The sequence below is a fragment of the Bacillus sp. FSL R5-0654 genome (genome assembly GCF_038008745.1).
GTDB lineage: Bacteria > Bacillota > Bacilli > Bacillales > Bacillaceae > Bacillus > Bacillus safensis.
In genome coordinates, this window is record NZ_JBBOZV010000001.1 from 1,595,049 (window position 1) to 1,610,446 (window position 15,398).

Below are 15,398 nucleotides of genomic sequence, written 5' to 3' on the forward strand. Positions count from 1 at the left end.
ACATGAGACGTATGGAGAAAAAGCCGTTCACCCCAAGAGAGATAGTTGAAAAGCTTGATCAATACATCATTGGTCAGCTTGATGCAAAAAAAGCAGTGGCGGTGGCTTTAAGAAACCGTTACAGAAGAAGTCTTTTGCATGATAAGCTAAAGGATGAAGTCGTTCCTAAAAACATTTTAATGATCGGTCCAACAGGTGTGGGGAAAACAGAAATTGCCCGCAGAATTGCTCGAATTTCTGGTGCGCCTTTTATTAAAGTGGAAGCGACGAAATTTACTGAAGTGGGTTATGTCGGCCGTGACGTAGAGTCCATGGTGAGAGATTTAGTTGAAACAGCGATTAGACTCGTCAAAGAAGAAAAGATGAAAGATGTTCAAGAGGAAGCAGAAAAACAAGCAAATAAACGTCTTGTTCATTTACTTGTTCCTGGCAAGAAAAAAAGCCAGTCTGTGAAAAATCCGTTTGAGATGCTGTTTGGCGGTTCTGATGAAGATGACCGTGATCGAGATCATTCAAATGAAGAAGTGGAACTCGAATCGACAAGAAAGCGAATCGCTCATCAGCTGGCGATGGGAGAACTTGAAGATCATTACGTTACGATTGAAGTAGAAGAACAGCAGCCTTCCATGTTTGATATGCTTCAAGGCTCGGGTATGGAGCAAATGGGTATGAACATGCAGGATGCGCTCGGCAATCTCATGCCTAAAAAGAAAAAACGCAGAAAGCTGACTGTCAGAGAAGCAAGAAAGGCATTAACGGCTGAGGAAGCTTCAAAACTGATTGATATGGATGAAGTCAGTCAGGAAGCGGTCTACAAAGCAGAGCAGCAAGGAATTATTTTTATCGATGAAATCGACAAAATCGCCAAAAGCGGTGGTGCATCATCTGCAGATGTTTCTCGTGAAGGGGTTCAGCGTGATATTTTACCGATTGTAGAAGGTTCAACTGTGATGACGAAATATGGTGCCGTTAAAACTGATCATGTGCTGTTTGTTGCAGCAGGTGCATTTCATATGGCAAAGCCATCAGATTTGATTCCAGAGCTTCAGGGACGCTTCCCAATCCGTGTAGAATTAGATAAATTAAGTATAGAAGACTTTGTGAAAATCTTAACGGAACCAGATAATGCATTATTAAAGCAATATAAAGCTTTACTTGAAACAGAAGGTATATCTCTTGAATTTTCTGACGATGCTATTCATAAGATTGCCGAAGTGGCTTATCATGTCAATCAGGAGACAGATAACATCGGTGCAAGAAGGCTTCATACCATACTTGAGAAGCTGCTTGAAGAGCTTTCATTTGAGGCGCCTGATATTACGATGGAGACAGTGACCATTACACCTCAGTATGTCGAAGAGAAGCTAGGAAAGATTGCAAATAACAAAGATTTAAGTCAATTTATACTTTAACAAATGAATAAAGTAATCTAGGAGGATCATTATTATGGCGTTACTACAAAAAACAAGGATTATTAACTCAATGCTGCAAGATGCAGCGGGGAAACCAGTTAATTTCAAAGAAATGGCAGAAACACTGAGAGATGTCATTGATTCAAACATTTTCGTATTAAGCAGAAGGGGAAAGCTTCTTGGCTACTCCATTAATCAACAAATCGAAAATGCACGTATGAAAAAAATGCTTGAAGATCGTCAGTTCCCTGAAGAATATACAAAGAGTCTATTCAATGTCCCTGAAACGTCTTCAAACCTTGATATTAACAGTGAATATACAGCTTTCCCGATTGAAAACCGGGACTTATTCCAATCAGGTTTAACAACAATTGTTCCAATTATCGGCGGAGGAGATCGTTTAGGTACGTTAATCCTGTCCCGCTTACAAGATACATTCACAGATGATGATTTAATTCTTGCTGAATACGGGGCAACAGTTGTTGGAATGGAGATTCTTCGCGAGAAAGCAGAGGAAATCGAAGAAGAAGCAAGAAGCAAAGCGGTTGTTCAAATGGCGATTAGCTCTCTTTCATACAGTGAGCTTGAAGCGATTGAGCACATTTTTGAAGAGCTGGATGGAAACGAAGGTCTTCTCGTTGCAAGTAAAATTGCAGACCGTGTAGGGATCACGCGCTCAGTGATCGTAAACGCCTTACGTAAGTTAGAAAGTGCAGGCGTGATTGAATCTCGTTCTCTTGGAATGAAGGGAACGTACATCAAAGTGTTAAACAACAAATTTTTAATTGAACTCGAAAATTTAAAATCTCATTAATCAAAAACCCTTTTTAGCCGAAATAAATGCTGAAAAGGGTTTTTTTATGTGAAAAAATGAGGATTTGTCCGAAAAATGTCACTCTTTTTTCCAAGAAACCCCTTACAAATCTGTAGTGCTTTGAATCTAGGCCTTTATACCTATTCGTAAAATAGATATATATTACGAGTTTTTTTTACATATACATCATAGACTTTAATCCTATTATTTCTTACAATGAACATATGGTTTTACAAATCTCGACATGATTAAATGGAATGAAATACATATGATTGGAGGTATATGGTTTTGGATATATTTTCTGGAACGATAAGCAACCTTGAGAATGCCTTGGGCAGAGCGAATGTTAAGCAAAAAGTCATAAGCAATAATATCGCAAATATAGACACACCGAACTACAAGTCGAAAAACGTCACATTCCATGACATGCTAAATGATGCGTCAATCAAATTAGATGCTAAAAAAACATACCAAGGTCACATTGATTTTTCTAAAACAGGGTCTAATTATTCAGTTGTTTCGAGCAACCGTACTTCTTATCAAGAAAACGGAAATAATGTCGATATTGATCAAGAGATGAGTGAACTCGCTAAAAACCAAATTCAGTATAATGCGCTGGTGGAAAGAATGAGCGGGAAATTCAATTCTCTTAAAACAGTTTTGACAGGAGGTAAGTGATGTCGATTTTTTCAGGAGTGAACGCTTCGGCCTCAGCATTAACGGCACAGAGGCTCAGAATGGACGTTGTATCCTCAAACCTTGCAAATATGGATACAACAAGAGCTAAACAGGTTGATGGCAACTGGGAGCCTTATAGACGTAAGCTTGTCACATTACAGCCGTCAGGTGAATCGTTTTCATCTATATTGAACTCAAGTATGAATTCAAGCGGCAAATTAGGAAACGGCGTCAAAGTAACAAAGATTACTGAAGACGAAACTCCATTCAACCTTCAATATGATCCTACAAATCCCGATGCCAATGAAAATGGATATGTTCAAACACCAAATGTCGATCCATTAAAAGAAATGGTCGACCTCATCAGCAGCTCAAGATCATATGAAGCAAACGTGACTGCTCTAAATGCGAATAAAAGCATGCTGATGAAAGCTTTAGAAATAGGAAAGTAAGGTGAAAATAATTGGTTAATGCAATATCTCCTTTCCAGCTTCAAACTGCTCAGCAAGCAAGTGAATTGACGAATGCAACGCCCGTTCAGGCGGCTGCACCTAAAAGTCAAACGAATTTCTCTGATGTGCTGAAGAATTCCATTGAGGCATTAAATCAATCACAGCTGAAATCAGACCAGTATACAAATGCGCTTGCACAAGGAAAAGATGTCAATCTCGATGAAGTCATGATTGCCGCGCAAAAAGCGAGTGTTACACTCACAGCTGCAACAGAGTTTCGAAATAAAGCAGTCGAAGCGTACCAAGAGATTATGAGAATGCAGATGTAGGAGGTGCTGGTGGACAAAAAAAGACTGAATGGAATGACCGGGGGTTAAGATGAATCGTACTTTAATGCAATTAAGAACAAAAACAGTTGAGTTTTGGCGAAATCGATCAAAATTACAAAAAATACTCATGATTGGCGGCGTTGCTGCCCTAGCAATCATTATTACGGTTGTTAGCATCTTTGCTTCTTCTGAAAAAATGGTTCCGCTCTTTAGAGACTTGTCTGAGGCAGAAGCTGGACAAATCAAACAGGAACTAGATGGCAAAAACGTTAAATCGGAACTTGCAAACAATGGAACAACGATTCTCGTTCCAGAAAAGCAAGCAGATTCTTTAAAAGTAACACTCGCATCTGAAGGGCTCCCTAAGACAGGCAACATTGATTATTCCTTCTTTGCAAACAATTCAGGCTTCGGTTTAACAGATAATGAATTTGATGTTCTGAAAGTAGACGCAACTCAGACAGAACTATCCAATCTGATCAACACGATTGATGGGATTAAAGATTCAAAAGTGATGATTAACCTGCCAAAAGATTCCGTTTTTGTTGGAGAAGAGCAAAGTAATGCATCAGCATCCATTGTGCTGCAAGTTGAGCCAGGCTACACGCTTACACCGCAGCAAGTAAAAGGCCTTTATCATCTTATTTCAAAAAGTGTGCCGAATTTAAAAACAGAAAACATTGTCATTATGGACCAAGATTCCAACTACTACGACTTAAACACCAGCTCCGATTCCTATGCAAGTGGAATGGATGCACAGCAGCAGAAAAAAGAGGAAATCGAAAAGAATCTTCAAAGAAAAATTCAGCAGCTGCTCGGAACAATGATGGGTCAAGATAAAGTGGCTGTATCGGTCACAACAGACATTGATTTTACTGAAGAAAAAAGAAAAGAAGACCTTGTAGAACCTGTTGATAAAGAAAACATGCAGGGAATTGCTGTCAGCGCCGAAAAGATTGCTGAAACTTATTCAGGTAATGGCGCAGCAGCTGGAGGCACTGCTGGAACAGGTGACGATGATGTCACAAATTATCAAGGTGCCGATGGAGCGAATGGAAGCGGAGATTACGAAAAGAGCGAAGATCGTATCAATTATGAAGTCAACCGCATTCATAAAGATATCAAAGAAAGTCCTTATAAAATCAGAGATGTTGGCATTCAAGCATTGGTCGAACCACCAACTGCAAACGATGTAAACTCTTTAACGGCTGAAAGACAAGATGATATCAAAAAGATTCTTTCAACGATCATTAGCACATCGATTGATAAAGAATACACAAATGGTCAAGCGCTCACTCAAGCAGACTTAGATAACAAAATCGTTTTATCTGTATCAAAATTAGACGGTAAACAGCAAACTGCGGCAGATAACCCTTCAAACAATATTCCAATCTGGGTTTATATTGTAGGCGGTGTGCTCCTACTTGCAATTATCGCTCTTATCATTCTTCTTGTACGCAAGCGTAGAAGAGATGAGGAAGAAGAGTTTGAGTTTGATGAACGTACACCAATCGATGTTCCTGATATTGACACTGAACCAGAAACAGAAGAAATGGTGAGAAAAAATCAGCTTGAAAAAATGGCAAAAGAAAAACCAGAAGACTTTGCTAAATTGCTACGTAGCTGGCTGTCCGAGGATTAGGAGGAATACACATGTCGAGAAAAGATCCAAATCGACTAACAGGCAGACAAAAAGCAGCAATCCTAATGATTTCCTTAGGGCTAGACGTGTCAGCATCTGTATACAAACATCTGTCTGAAGACGAAATAGAAAAATTAACATTAGAAATTTCCAATGTACGAAGTGTAGATACTGCTAAAAAAGATGAAGTCATCGAAGAGTTTCACAGCATTGCCATCGCGCAGGACTACATATCGCAGGGCGGTCTTATGTACGCAAGACAAGTGCTTGAAAAAGCGCTTGGTGAGGATAAAGCGGACAGCATCTTAAACAGGCTGACATCCTCTCTTCAAGTGAAACCATTTGATTTTGCTCGAAAGGCTGAGCCAGAACAAATTTTAAACTTTATCCAGCATGAGCATCCACAAACGATTGCACTTATCCTTTCCTACCTGGATCCAGTGCAGGCTGGGCAAATTTTATCTGAGTTAGGCGAGGAAGTACAAACTGAGGTTGCGAGACGTATTGCCTTAATGGACCGCACATCTCCAGAGATCATCAATGAGGTGGAACGTATTCTTGAACAAAAGCTTTCTTCAACCTTTACGCAGGACTATACGCAAACGGGCGGAGTCGAAGCGGTTGTAGAAGTGCTAAATGGTGTAGACCGTGCTACTGAGAAGACCATTTTAGACACACTTGAAATTCAAGATCCAGAGCTTGCGGATGAAATTAAGAAACGTATGTTTGTCTTTGAAGATATTGTCACTCTTGACAGCAGAGCGATTCAGCGCGTCATCAGAGATGTTGAAAATGATGACTTATTGCTCGCACTCAAAGTGGCAAGCGAAGAGGTCAAAGAAATTGTCTTCCGCAACATGTCACAGCGGATGGTCGAAACATTCAAAGAAGAAATGGAGTTTATGGGGCCTGTCCGGCTTAGAGATGTCGAGGAAGCACAAACCCGTATTGTCAGCATCGTAAGACGACTTGAGGAAGCTGGAGAAATCGTCATAGCTCGAGGCGGAGGAGACGATATCATTGTCTAGGATTATCAAACATGAAACATCTGTTATTCCTGAACAAGGACGGCAAACGATTCCTTTACAGCAAGTAAACTTTAAAAGAGAACATCACGAAGAAGAGCTTGTCAATGAAACCGAAGCATCGCAGCTTGTACTCAGTGATGCAGAAGATCAAGCGAGCCGCATATTAGAACAAGCAAACAGTGAGCTGGAAAAAACAATGGCTGAAATCAATCAGCGCCGGACTAATTTTGAAGAAGAAAGAATGCAGCTCATTGAAGAAGCGAAACAAGCAGGTTATCAAGACGGCTTCCAAAAGGGCGAAGCAGATGCGAATTTGCAGTACCAAGCTATTCTTGATCAAGCAAATGACATCGTTCGTCTTGCAAGGCAGGACTACGAAGAAAAAATTGAAAGCTCTGCTGAGCAAATTGTGGAACTCGCTTTTGAACTCGCCAAACGCGTTTGGAATGCAGCTGAGGACACGAAAGATCCATTTTTGGCTCTTGTGAAGCAGGTCATTTCAGAAGTGAAAGAATATGATGATATTTCCATCTATGTTGACCCTGAACATTACGAGCATGTGATGGAATATAAAGACGAATTGATTAGAATCCTTCAAAAGGATACACACCTTGCCATTTACTCGGATGAAAAAGCGCCAAAAGGAACTTGTTACGTAGAAACAAGTTTTGGAAAAGTGGAAGCGAGTGTTGATACCCAAATGAATCAGTTGAAAGAAAAATTATTAGAAGTCATTGATTCAGGTGATCACAAATGAAAATGGATGTGCTAAAAGAAACGATTGAAACCGCTGATCCTTATAAACGATTTGGTAAAGTCAATCGAGTGGTTGGGCTGATGATTGAATCGAAGGGACCGGAGAGTTCGATCGGTGATGTATGTCTCATTCATAAAAAAGGGAGCAAGCACCATCCGATAAAAGCAGAGGTCGTAGGGTTTAGAGATGAAAACATTCTGCTCATGCCTTATGTAGAAGCATCCAATATTTCACCAGGAAGTCTTGTTGAAGCGACGGGTGAGTCGCTGAAGGTCAAAGTAGGGACTGGTTTAATTGGTGAAGTCGTTGATGCCTTCGGTGATCCGCTTGATGGCAGTATGCTTCCAAAAGGACTTGCACCTGTTTCGACAGATCAGTCACCCCCAAATCCAATGGACAGGCCACCTATTCGAGAAAAGATGGGTGTCGGTGTTAGAGTCATTGACAGTCTGCTCACAGTTGGCACTGGTCAAAGGATCGGAATTTTTGCCGGAAGCGGTGTTGGAAAAAGTACCTTAATGGGGATGATTGCAAAGCAGACAGAAGCAGACCTGAATGTCATTGCTCTTGTTGGAGAGCGTGGCCGTGAAGTTCGTGAGTTTATTGAAAAGGATTTAGGTGCTGAAGGACTGAAGCGATCCATTGTTGTCGTTGCAACTTCTGACCAGCCTGCACTGACGAGACTGAAAGCTGCGTATACAGCAACAGCTATTGCGGAGTATTTCAGGGACAGAGGCAAAAATGTCATGTTCATGATGGATTCTGTTACAAGGGTCGCCATGGCGCAAAGGGAAATAGGACTCGCAACTGGCGAGCCGCCAACAACAAAAGGATATACACCTTCAGTGTTCGCTATACTGCCAAAATTGCTCGAACGAACTGGGACAAATCAACTTGGTTCCATCACAGCGTTTTACACAGTGCTTGTTGATGGGGACGATATGAACGAGCCCATCGCTGATACAGTGAGGGGGATCCTGGATGGTCACATTGTACTTGATCGTGCTTTAGCCAACAAAGGACAATTTCCCGCTGTTAATATTTTGAAAAGTATCAGCCGTGTCATGAGCAATATCGCAAGTCATGATCACAAGGAAGCGGCTAACCGGTTCCGCCAGCTTTTATCCACTTATCAAAACGCTGAAGACCTCATTAATATTGGAGCATATAAAAAAGGCTCCTCCAAAGATATTGATGAGGCCATGCAGGCTTACCCTCACCTGATTTCTTTTTTGAAGCAGGATGTAGAAGAGGCTGTATCTATTGAAGACAGTGTGAGTTTATTGCTCAGTTTGATGAATAGAGAGGATTGACAAAAACAGTGAGATATCAATACAAATTTCAAAAGCTCTTAGAACTGAAAGAAAGTGAAAAAGACAAGTCACTCGCAGCATACCAACAATCCGTTTCGGCATTTGAGCAAGTTGCTGAAAAACTCTATGAAAATATGAGTAAAAAAGAGCTAATGGAAAAAAGCAAAGAAGAAAAGCTGAGAAGTGGAATGAGTGTTCAAGAAATGCGTCATTACCAGCAATTTGTGACCAACTTAGATAACACCATCCAGCATTATCAGCAGCTTGTGATCATGAAACGCCATCAAATGAATGAAAAACAATCTGATTTAACTGAAAAAAACATTGAGTTTAAAAAGTTTGAAAAAATGAAAGAAAAGCAATTTGAAAAGTTCTCCCTTGAACATAAGGCAATTGAAATGAAAGAAATGGATGATATCTCTATCAGCCAATTCATGTTTCAAGGACATTAGGAGTCGAGATGAATGCCTAAGAAGGAAAAAACGAAGGAATCAGGCGGCGGGAAATTTCAATGGATCTTGTTTATTGTCATCATCCCATTGATTGTGCTTGTGATTGTCACTGGCACGATCCTTTATATGGCAGGTTTTGATCTAAAAAAACCGCTCCAAAACATTCCGGTGATTAGCAGCTTAGTTGGTTCAGATGACACCTCAAAAACGTCATCTTCACCTAATGATCAAAGCGATGCAGAGTTGAAAGAACTGAAAAAGACCATTAAAGAGCAAAAAAATGAACTCGAAATTGCACAAAAAGATTTGAAAACAAGTGATGAAGAGATTAAAAGACTGAATCAAAAAATCAACTCACTTGAAAAAACATCTGAAAATGATGCAAAGAATACGTCAGCCAATGACAGTTCATCGAATAACAGCTCATCAAATAACACGTCAGATAATAACTCGGCAGGGACGTCCTCTGATGCAGCGGCATCCTCTAATCAGCAGACAAAAGGAAAGGTCGCCAGCATTTATGAAAGCATGGACCCAGGAAAATCCGCCAAAATTTTATCAGAATTAAGTGATAAAGAGGCGTTAAAAATTCTTGAAGAGCTGAGCAAAAATAAACTGACAGACATATTAGCAAAACTGACACCTCAGAAGGCAGCAACGTTTACAAAAGAGCTTGCCAAAAAAGAAGAAAGTGAAAATGGGGGTGGACAATAAGTGAAGCTATTGGATATTGGAGCCTTACAGCAATCTTCTCAAGGTCTTTCAGGGCTAAAAGGAGACGGCGCCGCATCTGCACGAGGTTTGTTTAAACAATTGCTTAGCGGAGCAGGCGCTCAAAGCGGTCCTGTTCATGCTGAGACAGCCGCTGCAGCCTCTCTTTCTATCAATGATGCGATGCAAATTGTTGAAAAATGGATGCAATCACCTGAAGAAGGAATGAGCGCAGACCTACTAAGTGCGCTTCAAACACTACAAGGTCAAACGCTTGAATCATCTGATCTCAAATCACTTGAAGAATTATTTCAAAAAATGGAATCTTCCATTTACGGTGATCAAGCGGAAAAGCCAGGTTCTGAACATAGTGAACAGCTCATACAAGTCCACTTCTTCATCTATCAATTGCTCAATCAACAGCCGCCAAGCTTTGATGCGAAACTTGTGCAGGATATTGAAGGAAAAGGTCAAGACTTTATCCACTTTCTTTCGAAAAACGGGGTAGATGAAAAACTCATTCAGCAAGTAAAAGAGCAGTTCTTCTCGCAGGGATCAACGCCAAAGCTGAATTCGATGACTCAAAGTGAGCTAAAGCACTTTAATCAGTTAATCGACCATATGATGGCGAATGCGAAAGGGTCTGACAAAGAGTGGAAAATTTCACTTGGAGAGTTGAAAGAACTAATCTCTCCAAAACAAGAATCTACACTCTCTTCTCCTGTAAAAGGGAATGCATCTCTTGAGTGGCTCATCAAAAAAGAAGTCGTTAAAGGACAAAGCGCTGCTGCACCAGCTTCTGAAAAAATAATGACCCATACACTTTTGCCAGGTCATAAGCAGTTTTTCCAACTGCAGTCAGCGGCTCCTGTTCAGCAGACACAAACGACTGATGAGAAGCCGGGAACAGTTGATCAGCAAATTCTAAACACGTGGAAGCAAATGAAATTCACGCCGTTTGGCAATTCAAGCGGACGCTTTACCGTTCGATTAAATCCAGAAAATCTTGGATTCATTACCATTCAGCTAACGAAGCAAAACGGTATGTATGCTAGTAAAATTACAGCCTCGACGCAAGCAGCGAAAGAGCTGTTAGAGCATCATCTGCCGCAGCTCAAGCAGGCGCTTCCGAATATGTCGGTTCAAGTGGACCGTTTCCATATACCGCTTCAATCAAATGAGCAGCCGTTATTTGGACAGTTTAGTGAAGAAAACAAGCAGCAGCAGCCAAAAGGACAGAATTTCCAGCAGACTGATGAACAGGAAGCAGAATTTCAAGATGTACTGGACGCTCTTGTTGGGTCAGATGAAGAAGAGGAGGAGATCTAATGGCAACAGTTGATGCTACGAATAGAACAGCCGCACAAGCAGACACTTCTTCAAAAGCAGAAAAGAAAACAGATACGCTTGGCAAAGATCAATTCTTGAAAATTTTGCTCACGCAGCTTCAAAACCAAGATCCGACAAATCCGCTTGATGACCGTGAGTTTGTCACGCAGCTTGCGACATTTTCATCTTTAGAACAGCAAACCAATATGAACGATTCGATCACCAAGCTGAATCAGCTCATGTCTACATTTGTTGCACACCAAGATCCGTTTACGACGTATGTAGGCTGGATTGGTAAAGAAGTATCGGGCAAATTGGATGATAAAGAGATATCGGGCACTGTGAAGTCTGTTAAAAACATAGACAATGAATACTTACTTGTTTTAGAAGATGGAACGAAAATCAGCCCTTGGGATGTTACAGCAGTTGGAGAAAAAACGAAGTAATTCGAGGAGGAAAATAAATGTTACGCTCACTTTACTCAGGAATTAGCGGAATGAAAAACTTCCAAACAAAATTAGATGTGGTAGCCAACAACGTAGCCAACGTCAATACACACGGATACAAAAAAAGCCGTATCACATTTAAAGATATGGTCAGCCAAACCATTTCAAGCTCAGGTGGACCGACGAACAACTCTGGTTCAATCAACTCAAAACAAGTTGGTTTAGGATCATCTTTATCTTCTATTGATAAAATCATGAAACCAGGCTCTTCTCAAAATACAGACGAACCATATGATTTCTATATTAATGGAGATGGATTTTTCCGTATTCAAAAGCAAGGTGAAATCCTATTTACAAGAACAGGGAACTTCAAACCTGATTCAAATGGGGATTTGGCAACACCTGATGGAAACTATCTACTTGGCATGGATGGGCAAAGAATCAACATTCCAAGCGACAATGTGTCAAGTGTTAGTGTTGGGCCAGATGGGACAGTTTCTGTTGTTGAGAACAACGTTTCTCGTACTGTTGGGCAAATATCACTTGTGTCATTCAGTAATGCAGGAGGATTAGATAAGATTGGGGATAACCTATACCGCCAAACGCTCAGTTCCGGTGCGCCAAGTAATGCCATCGCTCCTGGAAGTCAAGGAACAGGTGAACTTCAAACAGGGAAACTTGAAATGTCAAACGTTGATTTAACAGACGAGTTTACCGAAATGATTATCGCGCAGCGCGGATTCCAATCGAATGCAAAGACGATCACAACATCTGATGAAATTCTGCAAGAGCTTGTGAATCTGAAACGATAGGAGGTAGGGGGAGCGGATGCTCGCTTCTCTGCTTAATATGATTGAAGTAACAAGATTAAATGGCAAAGGATTTATGCTGAACGCTCTCCATATCGAGCAAATCGAAAGTTTTCCAGACACGACCATTACTTTGGCCAATGGAAAGAAATTCGTTGTGAAAGAAGATGAAGAGCAGCTTCAAGAGAAAATCATTTCTTTCTACAGAAAAATCCAAGTCATTTCATTGAATCAAGGAATAGAGGAGTTTGAATGAAGAAGAAATTAGTCGTAGTAATGCTAATCATGATTATTGCCATCGTCGGAATTGGAGCAGGCATCTTTTTTCTGCTGAATGGGTCAGACGAAGCAAAAGCCGAAAAAGAGCCAACAGCAGATGAAGTTGTAAAAGCTTCTGTTGAAATTCCTGAGATTATCACCAATTTAAAATCTGAAGGAAATGCTGTCAAACTTGTCCTGAATATTGAAACGGACTCTGAAAAAGCAAAATCAGAGCTTGAGAAAAGAAGTTTCCAGGTAAAAGATGCTGTCATCGACATTTTATCAGACACGAATGCAGATGAACTTGATGGCAAAAAAGGCAGAGAACATTTTAAAACACAAGTCAAAAACAAAGTGAATAACTATTTGCAAGATGGCAAGGTGAAAGAAGTATATATAACCTCCTTTAATCTGCAATAGAGGCGATTAATTAACGCGATGGAGGTGAAGAAATGTCAGGAGAAGTGCTTTCCCAGAATGAGATCGACGCATTATTATCCGCCATCTCAACAGGCGAAATGGATGCAGAAGAGCTGAAAAAAGAGGAAACGACGAAAAAAGTGAAGGTGTATGACTTTAAACGTGCACTGCGCTTTTCAAAAGACCAGATTCGAAGTTTAACTAGGATTCATGATAACTTCGCTAGACTGCTCACCACGCATTTTTCAGCGCAGCTAAGATCATATATTCAAATTACTGTCAGCTCGGTTGACCAAGTACCATACGAAGAATTTATTCGTTCGATTCCTAATATGACATTATTAAACTTATTTTATGTCAGCCCGCTTGAAGGAAGAATCATGCTTGAAGTAAACCCAACAATCGGCTATGCGATGATGGACAGGCTGATGGGCGGGATTGGCATTAGTCATAATAAGACAGAATCACTTACAGAAATTGAAACAAAGATTATCTCAAACATGTTTGAGGGAGCTTTGGAAAATTACAGAGAAGCGTGGCAGTCCATAACCGACATCGAGCCTGAAATGGCAGATTTCGAGGTAAATCCCCAGTTTGTTCAAATGGTGTCACCAAACGAAACAGTTGTCGTCATTTCTCTTAATACACAGATTGGCGAGGTAAGCGGGGTTATTAACCTATGTATTCCTCACGTTGTATTAGAGCCTATTATTCCGAAGCTGTCTGTACACTACTGGATGCAGTCTGAACGAAATGAACCAAAACAGCAAGAAACAAAGGCCATTGAAAAACGGATTATGAAGGCAAAAATACCGGTAGTCGCAGAGCTGGGACAATCGGAAATGACGGTGGAAGAGTTTTTGAATTTGGAAATTGGTGATTGTATTGCCTTGGACAAACCAGTAAATGCGCCTCTTACTGTTATGGTCGGAAATAAACCGAAATTCTTGGGACAGGCCGGCCGCGTGAATCGGAAACAGGCGATTCAAATTCTAGATCACGACATAAGAGGTGAAGAAGATGGAGAATAACGGAAGTAAATTATCACAAGACGAAATCGATGCGCTCCTTAAAGGAGGCAGCAATGACGATATAGAGCCTGATACAATCCTTTCTGCAATGGAGCAAGATGCCATTGGAGAAATCGGAAATATTTCATTTGGCAGCTCTGCAACAGCACTTTCAACCCTATTAAATCAAAAAGTGGAGATTACAACTCCAACTGTTACAGTGATTCAAAAAAGTATGCTGAATGAGGAATTTCCTCATCCGTATGTCGCTATTGAAGTGAATTATACGGAAGGTTTCAGCGCAAGTAACCTGCTTGTCGTCCAGCAAACAGATGCAGCAGTTATTGCGGACTTAATGATGGGCGGAGACGGGACAAATGCTGACCCTTCTTTAAGTGAGATTCACTTAAGTGCAGTACAAGAAGCAATGAACCAAATGATGGGTTCTGCTGCGACATCCATGTCGACTGTCTTTAATAAAAAGATTGATATTTCTCCGCCGCGCGTCGAATTACTTGATGTGAAAGAAGGAGAAGGGACAGACCGCATTCCAGCTGAAGAAATGCTTGTCAAAGTATCCTTCAGATTAAAAATAGGTGAACTCATCGATTCAAATATTATGCAGCTTTATCCTATTACATTTGCGAAGGATTTAATTGCAGAATTAACAGATCCTGCCCAAGAAGAAGAGCCGGTTCAAGAAGAAGTGAGTGCACCTGAACCTCAGCCGGCAGCTCCGCAAACGCAGTCTGCCCCAGCGCAGCAAGCAGCACCGCCGAAAAGACAGGCAAAGCCAAAGCCGGCAGCACCTGTAAATGTGGCGCCAGTTGAATTTGAATCGTTCAGTGAGCCTCAGCATACAACAAGCCAGCTAGGAAACCTTGATATGCTGATGGACATTCCGCTTTCCATTACGGTGGAACTTGGAAGAACTCAGCGCAGTGTGAAAGAAGTTCTTGAGCTTTCAGCTGGAAGTATCATTGAACTGGACAAACTTGCTGGTGAGCCAGTAGACATTCTAGTGAACAAACGAATCGTCGCCAAAGGGGAAGTCGTTGTCATTGATGAGAACTTTGGTGTTCGTGTGACTGATATTTTAAGTCAGTCAGAAAGACTTTCTAATTTAAAATAAACAAACATATAGGGAGAGAATAAGTAAATGGCTACTAAGGTATTAATCGTAGATGATGCAGCATTCATGAGAATGATGATCAAGGATATTCTTGTAAAAAACGGATTTGATGTAGTAGGAGAAGCAGAAAACGGCGCACAAGCAGTTGAAAAATACAAAGAAACATCTCCTGATCTTGTCACAATGGATATCACCATGCCGGAAATGGACGGAATCACTGCACTAAAAGAAATTAAACAAATCGATGCTTCTGCAAAAATCATCATGTGTTCTGCTATGGGACAGCAGTCAATGGTTATTGACGCGATCCAAGCAGGTGCAAAAGACTTTATCGTGAAGCCATTCCAGGCAGACCGCGTACTTGAAGCAATTAATAAAACGTTAGGCTAAAAAAGGGTGTAAG

General features: G+C 40.8%; 19 protein-coding genes. All 19 read left to right on the forward strand.

Annotated elements, in window-relative coordinates; genetic code table 11:
* Nucleotides 1-11 precede the first annotated feature (11 nt).
* The 19 genes from hslU (at nt 12) to NSS76_RS08050 (ending at nt 15,385) form a co-directional block, all read left to right on the forward strand.
* The gene (hslU, locus tag NSS76_RS07960; protein WP_024424180.1) at nt 12-1,412 is read left to right on the forward strand and encodes an HslU--HslV peptidase ATPase subunit; all 1,401 of its coding nucleotides are present in this window, start codon (nt 12-14) and stop codon (nt 1,410-1,412) included.
* Between the two features lie 34 nt (nt 1,413-1,446).
* Nucleotides 1,447-2,226, forward strand: coding sequence for a GTP-sensing pleiotropic transcriptional regulator CodY (gene codY, locus NSS76_RS07965; RefSeq protein ID WP_007499612.1), 780 nt, complete (start codon nt 1,447-1,449; stop codon nt 2,224-2,226).
* A gap of 288 nt (nt 2,227-2,514) precedes the next feature.
* Nucleotides 2,515-2,904, forward strand: a complete 390-nt coding sequence (flgB, locus tag NSS76_RS07970) for a flagellar basal body rod protein FlgB (RefSeq protein ID WP_034623641.1) — start codon at nt 2,515-2,517, stop codon at nt 2,902-2,904.
* On the forward strand, nt 2,904-3,356 hold the full coding sequence (gene flgC, locus NSS76_RS07975) for a flagellar basal body rod protein FlgC (protein WP_024424179.1): 453 nt from the start codon (nt 2,904-2,906) through the stop codon (nt 3,354-3,356). Before flgB ends, flgC begins: the two co-directional genes overlap by 1 nt.
* 11 nt (nt 3,357-3,367) lie before the next feature.
* On the forward strand, nt 3,368-3,685 hold the full coding sequence (fliE, locus tag NSS76_RS07980; RefSeq protein ID WP_025092577.1) for a flagellar hook-basal body complex protein FliE: 318 nt from the start codon (nt 3,368-3,370) through the stop codon (nt 3,683-3,685).
* Between the two features lie 49 nt (nt 3,686-3,734).
* Nucleotides 3,735-5,327: a flagellar basal-body MS-ring/collar protein FliF gene (gene fliF / locus NSS76_RS07985; RefSeq protein WP_024424177.1), complete on the forward strand. Its 1,593-nt coding sequence runs from the start codon at nt 3,735-3,737 to the stop codon at nt 5,325-5,327.
* An 11-nt stretch (nt 5,328-5,338) separates the two neighbouring features.
* A complete protein-coding gene (gene fliG / locus NSS76_RS07990) occupies nt 5,339-6,355 on the forward strand; it encodes a flagellar motor switch protein FliG (RefSeq protein ID WP_024424176.1) in 1,017 nt (338 codons plus the stop codon).
* Nucleotides 6,348-7,112, forward strand: coding sequence for a flagellar assembly protein FliH (fliH, locus tag NSS76_RS07995; RefSeq protein ID WP_073205175.1), 765 nt, complete (start codon nt 6,348-6,350; stop codon nt 7,110-7,112). The genes fliG and fliH overlap by 8 nt, the downstream gene beginning before the upstream one ends.
* Nucleotides 7,109-8,425: a flagellar protein export ATPase FliI gene (gene fliI, locus NSS76_RS08000; protein ID WP_024424174.1), complete on the forward strand. Its 1,317-nt coding sequence runs from the start codon at nt 7,109-7,111 to the stop codon at nt 8,423-8,425. The genes fliH and fliI overlap by 4 nt, the downstream gene beginning before the upstream one ends.
* Nucleotides 8,426-8,433: 8 nt before the next feature.
* Entirely contained in the window at nt 8,434-8,877 is a 444-nt protein-coding gene (gene fliJ, locus NSS76_RS08005; protein ID WP_024424173.1) for a flagellar export protein FliJ, read from the forward strand.
* A gap of 12 nt (nt 8,878-8,889) precedes the next feature.
* Entirely contained in the window at nt 8,890-9,591 is a 702-nt protein-coding gene (locus NSS76_RS08010) for a MotE family protein (RefSeq protein ID WP_025092579.1), read from the forward strand.
* Complete coding sequence (locus NSS76_RS08015; protein WP_122631394.1) at nt 9,592-10,917, forward strand: flagellar hook-length control protein FliK; 1,326 nt, start codon at nt 9,592-9,594, stop codon at nt 10,915-10,917.
* Nucleotides 10,917-11,363: a flagellar hook assembly protein FlgD gene (gene flgD, locus NSS76_RS08020; protein WP_024426978.1), complete on the forward strand. Its 447-nt coding sequence runs from the start codon at nt 10,917-10,919 to the stop codon at nt 11,361-11,363. The genes NSS76_RS08015 and flgD overlap by 1 nt, the downstream gene beginning before the upstream one ends.
* 17 nt (nt 11,364-11,380) lie before the next feature.
* Nucleotides 11,381-12,175, forward strand: a complete 795-nt coding sequence (gene flgG, locus NSS76_RS08025; RefSeq protein WP_073205183.1) for a flagellar basal body rod protein FlgG — start codon at nt 11,381-11,383, stop codon at nt 12,173-12,175.
* Nucleotides 12,176-12,212: 37 nt separating this feature from the next.
* The gene (locus NSS76_RS08030) at nt 12,213-12,428 is read left to right on the forward strand and encodes a flagellar FlbD family protein (RefSeq protein WP_008344794.1); all 216 of its coding nucleotides are present in this window, start codon (nt 12,213-12,215) and stop codon (nt 12,426-12,428) included.
* Nucleotides 12,425-12,853: a flagellar basal body-associated protein FliL gene (gene fliL, locus NSS76_RS08035; RefSeq protein WP_024424168.1), complete on the forward strand. Its 429-nt coding sequence runs from the start codon at nt 12,425-12,427 to the stop codon at nt 12,851-12,853. The genes NSS76_RS08030 and fliL overlap by 4 nt, the downstream gene beginning before the upstream one ends.
* Before the next feature lie 32 nt (nt 12,854-12,885).
* Complete coding sequence (gene fliM, locus NSS76_RS08040) at nt 12,886-13,884, forward strand: flagellar motor switch protein FliM (protein WP_024424167.1); 999 nt, start codon at nt 12,886-12,888, stop codon at nt 13,882-13,884.
* The gene (fliY, locus tag NSS76_RS08045) at nt 13,874-14,995 is read left to right on the forward strand and encodes a flagellar motor switch phosphatase FliY (RefSeq protein WP_024424166.1); all 1,122 of its coding nucleotides are present in this window, start codon (nt 13,874-13,876) and stop codon (nt 14,993-14,995) included. The genes fliM and fliY overlap by 11 nt, the downstream gene beginning before the upstream one ends.
* A 27-nt stretch (nt 14,996-15,022) precedes the next feature.
* Nucleotides 15,023-15,385 (forward strand): response regulator, encoded by a 363-nt coding sequence (locus NSS76_RS08050; RefSeq protein ID WP_007499584.1) that lies wholly within the window; start codon nt 15,023-15,025, stop codon nt 15,383-15,385.
* The last annotated feature ends 13 nt before the right edge of the window (nt 15,386-15,398 follow it).

Excerpts from the sequence above, each read along its gene's own strand:
- fliI (WP_024424174.1), top strand. The coding sequence starts at position 7,109 with ATGAAAATGGATGTGCTAAAAGAAACGATTGAAACCGCTGATCCTTAT.
- fliF (WP_024424177.1), top strand. The coding sequence starts at position 3,735 with ATGAATCGTACTTTAATGCAATTAAGAACAAAAACAGTTGAGTTTTGG.
- flgC (WP_024424179.1), top strand. The coding sequence starts at position 2,904 with ATGTCGATTTTTTCAGGAGTGAACGCTTCGGCCTCAGCATTAACGGCA.
- flgD (WP_024426978.1), top strand. The coding sequence starts at position 10,917 with ATGGCAACAGTTGATGCTACGAATAGAACAGCCGCACAAGCAGACACT.
- NSS76_RS08010 (WP_025092579.1), top strand. The coding sequence starts at position 8,890 with ATGCCTAAGAAGGAAAAAACGAAGGAATCAGGCGGCGGGAAATTTCAA.
- fliG (WP_024424176.1), top strand. The coding sequence starts at position 5,339 with ATGTCGAGAAAAGATCCAAATCGACTAACAGGCAGACAAAAAGCAGCA.
- fliM (WP_024424167.1), top strand. The coding sequence starts at position 12,886 with ATGTCAGGAGAAGTGCTTTCCCAGAATGAGATCGACGCATTATTATCC.
- fliL (WP_024424168.1), top strand. The coding sequence starts at position 12,425 with ATGAAGAAGAAATTAGTCGTAGTAATGCTAATCATGATTATTGCCATC.
- flgG (WP_073205183.1), top strand. The coding sequence starts at position 11,381 with ATGTTACGCTCACTTTACTCAGGAATTAGCGGAATGAAAAACTTCCAA.
- codY (WP_007499612.1), top strand. The coding sequence starts at position 1,447 with ATGGCGTTACTACAAAAAACAAGGATTATTAACTCAATGCTGCAAGAT.
- fliY (WP_024424166.1), top strand. The coding sequence starts at position 13,874 with ATGGAGAATAACGGAAGTAAATTATCACAAGACGAAATCGATGCGCTC.
- NSS76_RS08050 (WP_007499584.1), top strand. The coding sequence starts at position 15,023 with ATGGCTACTAAGGTATTAATCGTAGATGATGCAGCATTCATGAGAATG.
- NSS76_RS08030 (WP_008344794.1), top strand. The coding sequence starts at position 12,213 with ATGATTGAAGTAACAAGATTAAATGGCAAAGGATTTATGCTGAACGCT.
- hslU (WP_024424180.1), top strand. The coding sequence starts at position 12 with ATGGAGAAAAAGCCGTTCACCCCAAGAGAGATAGTTGAAAAGCTTGAT.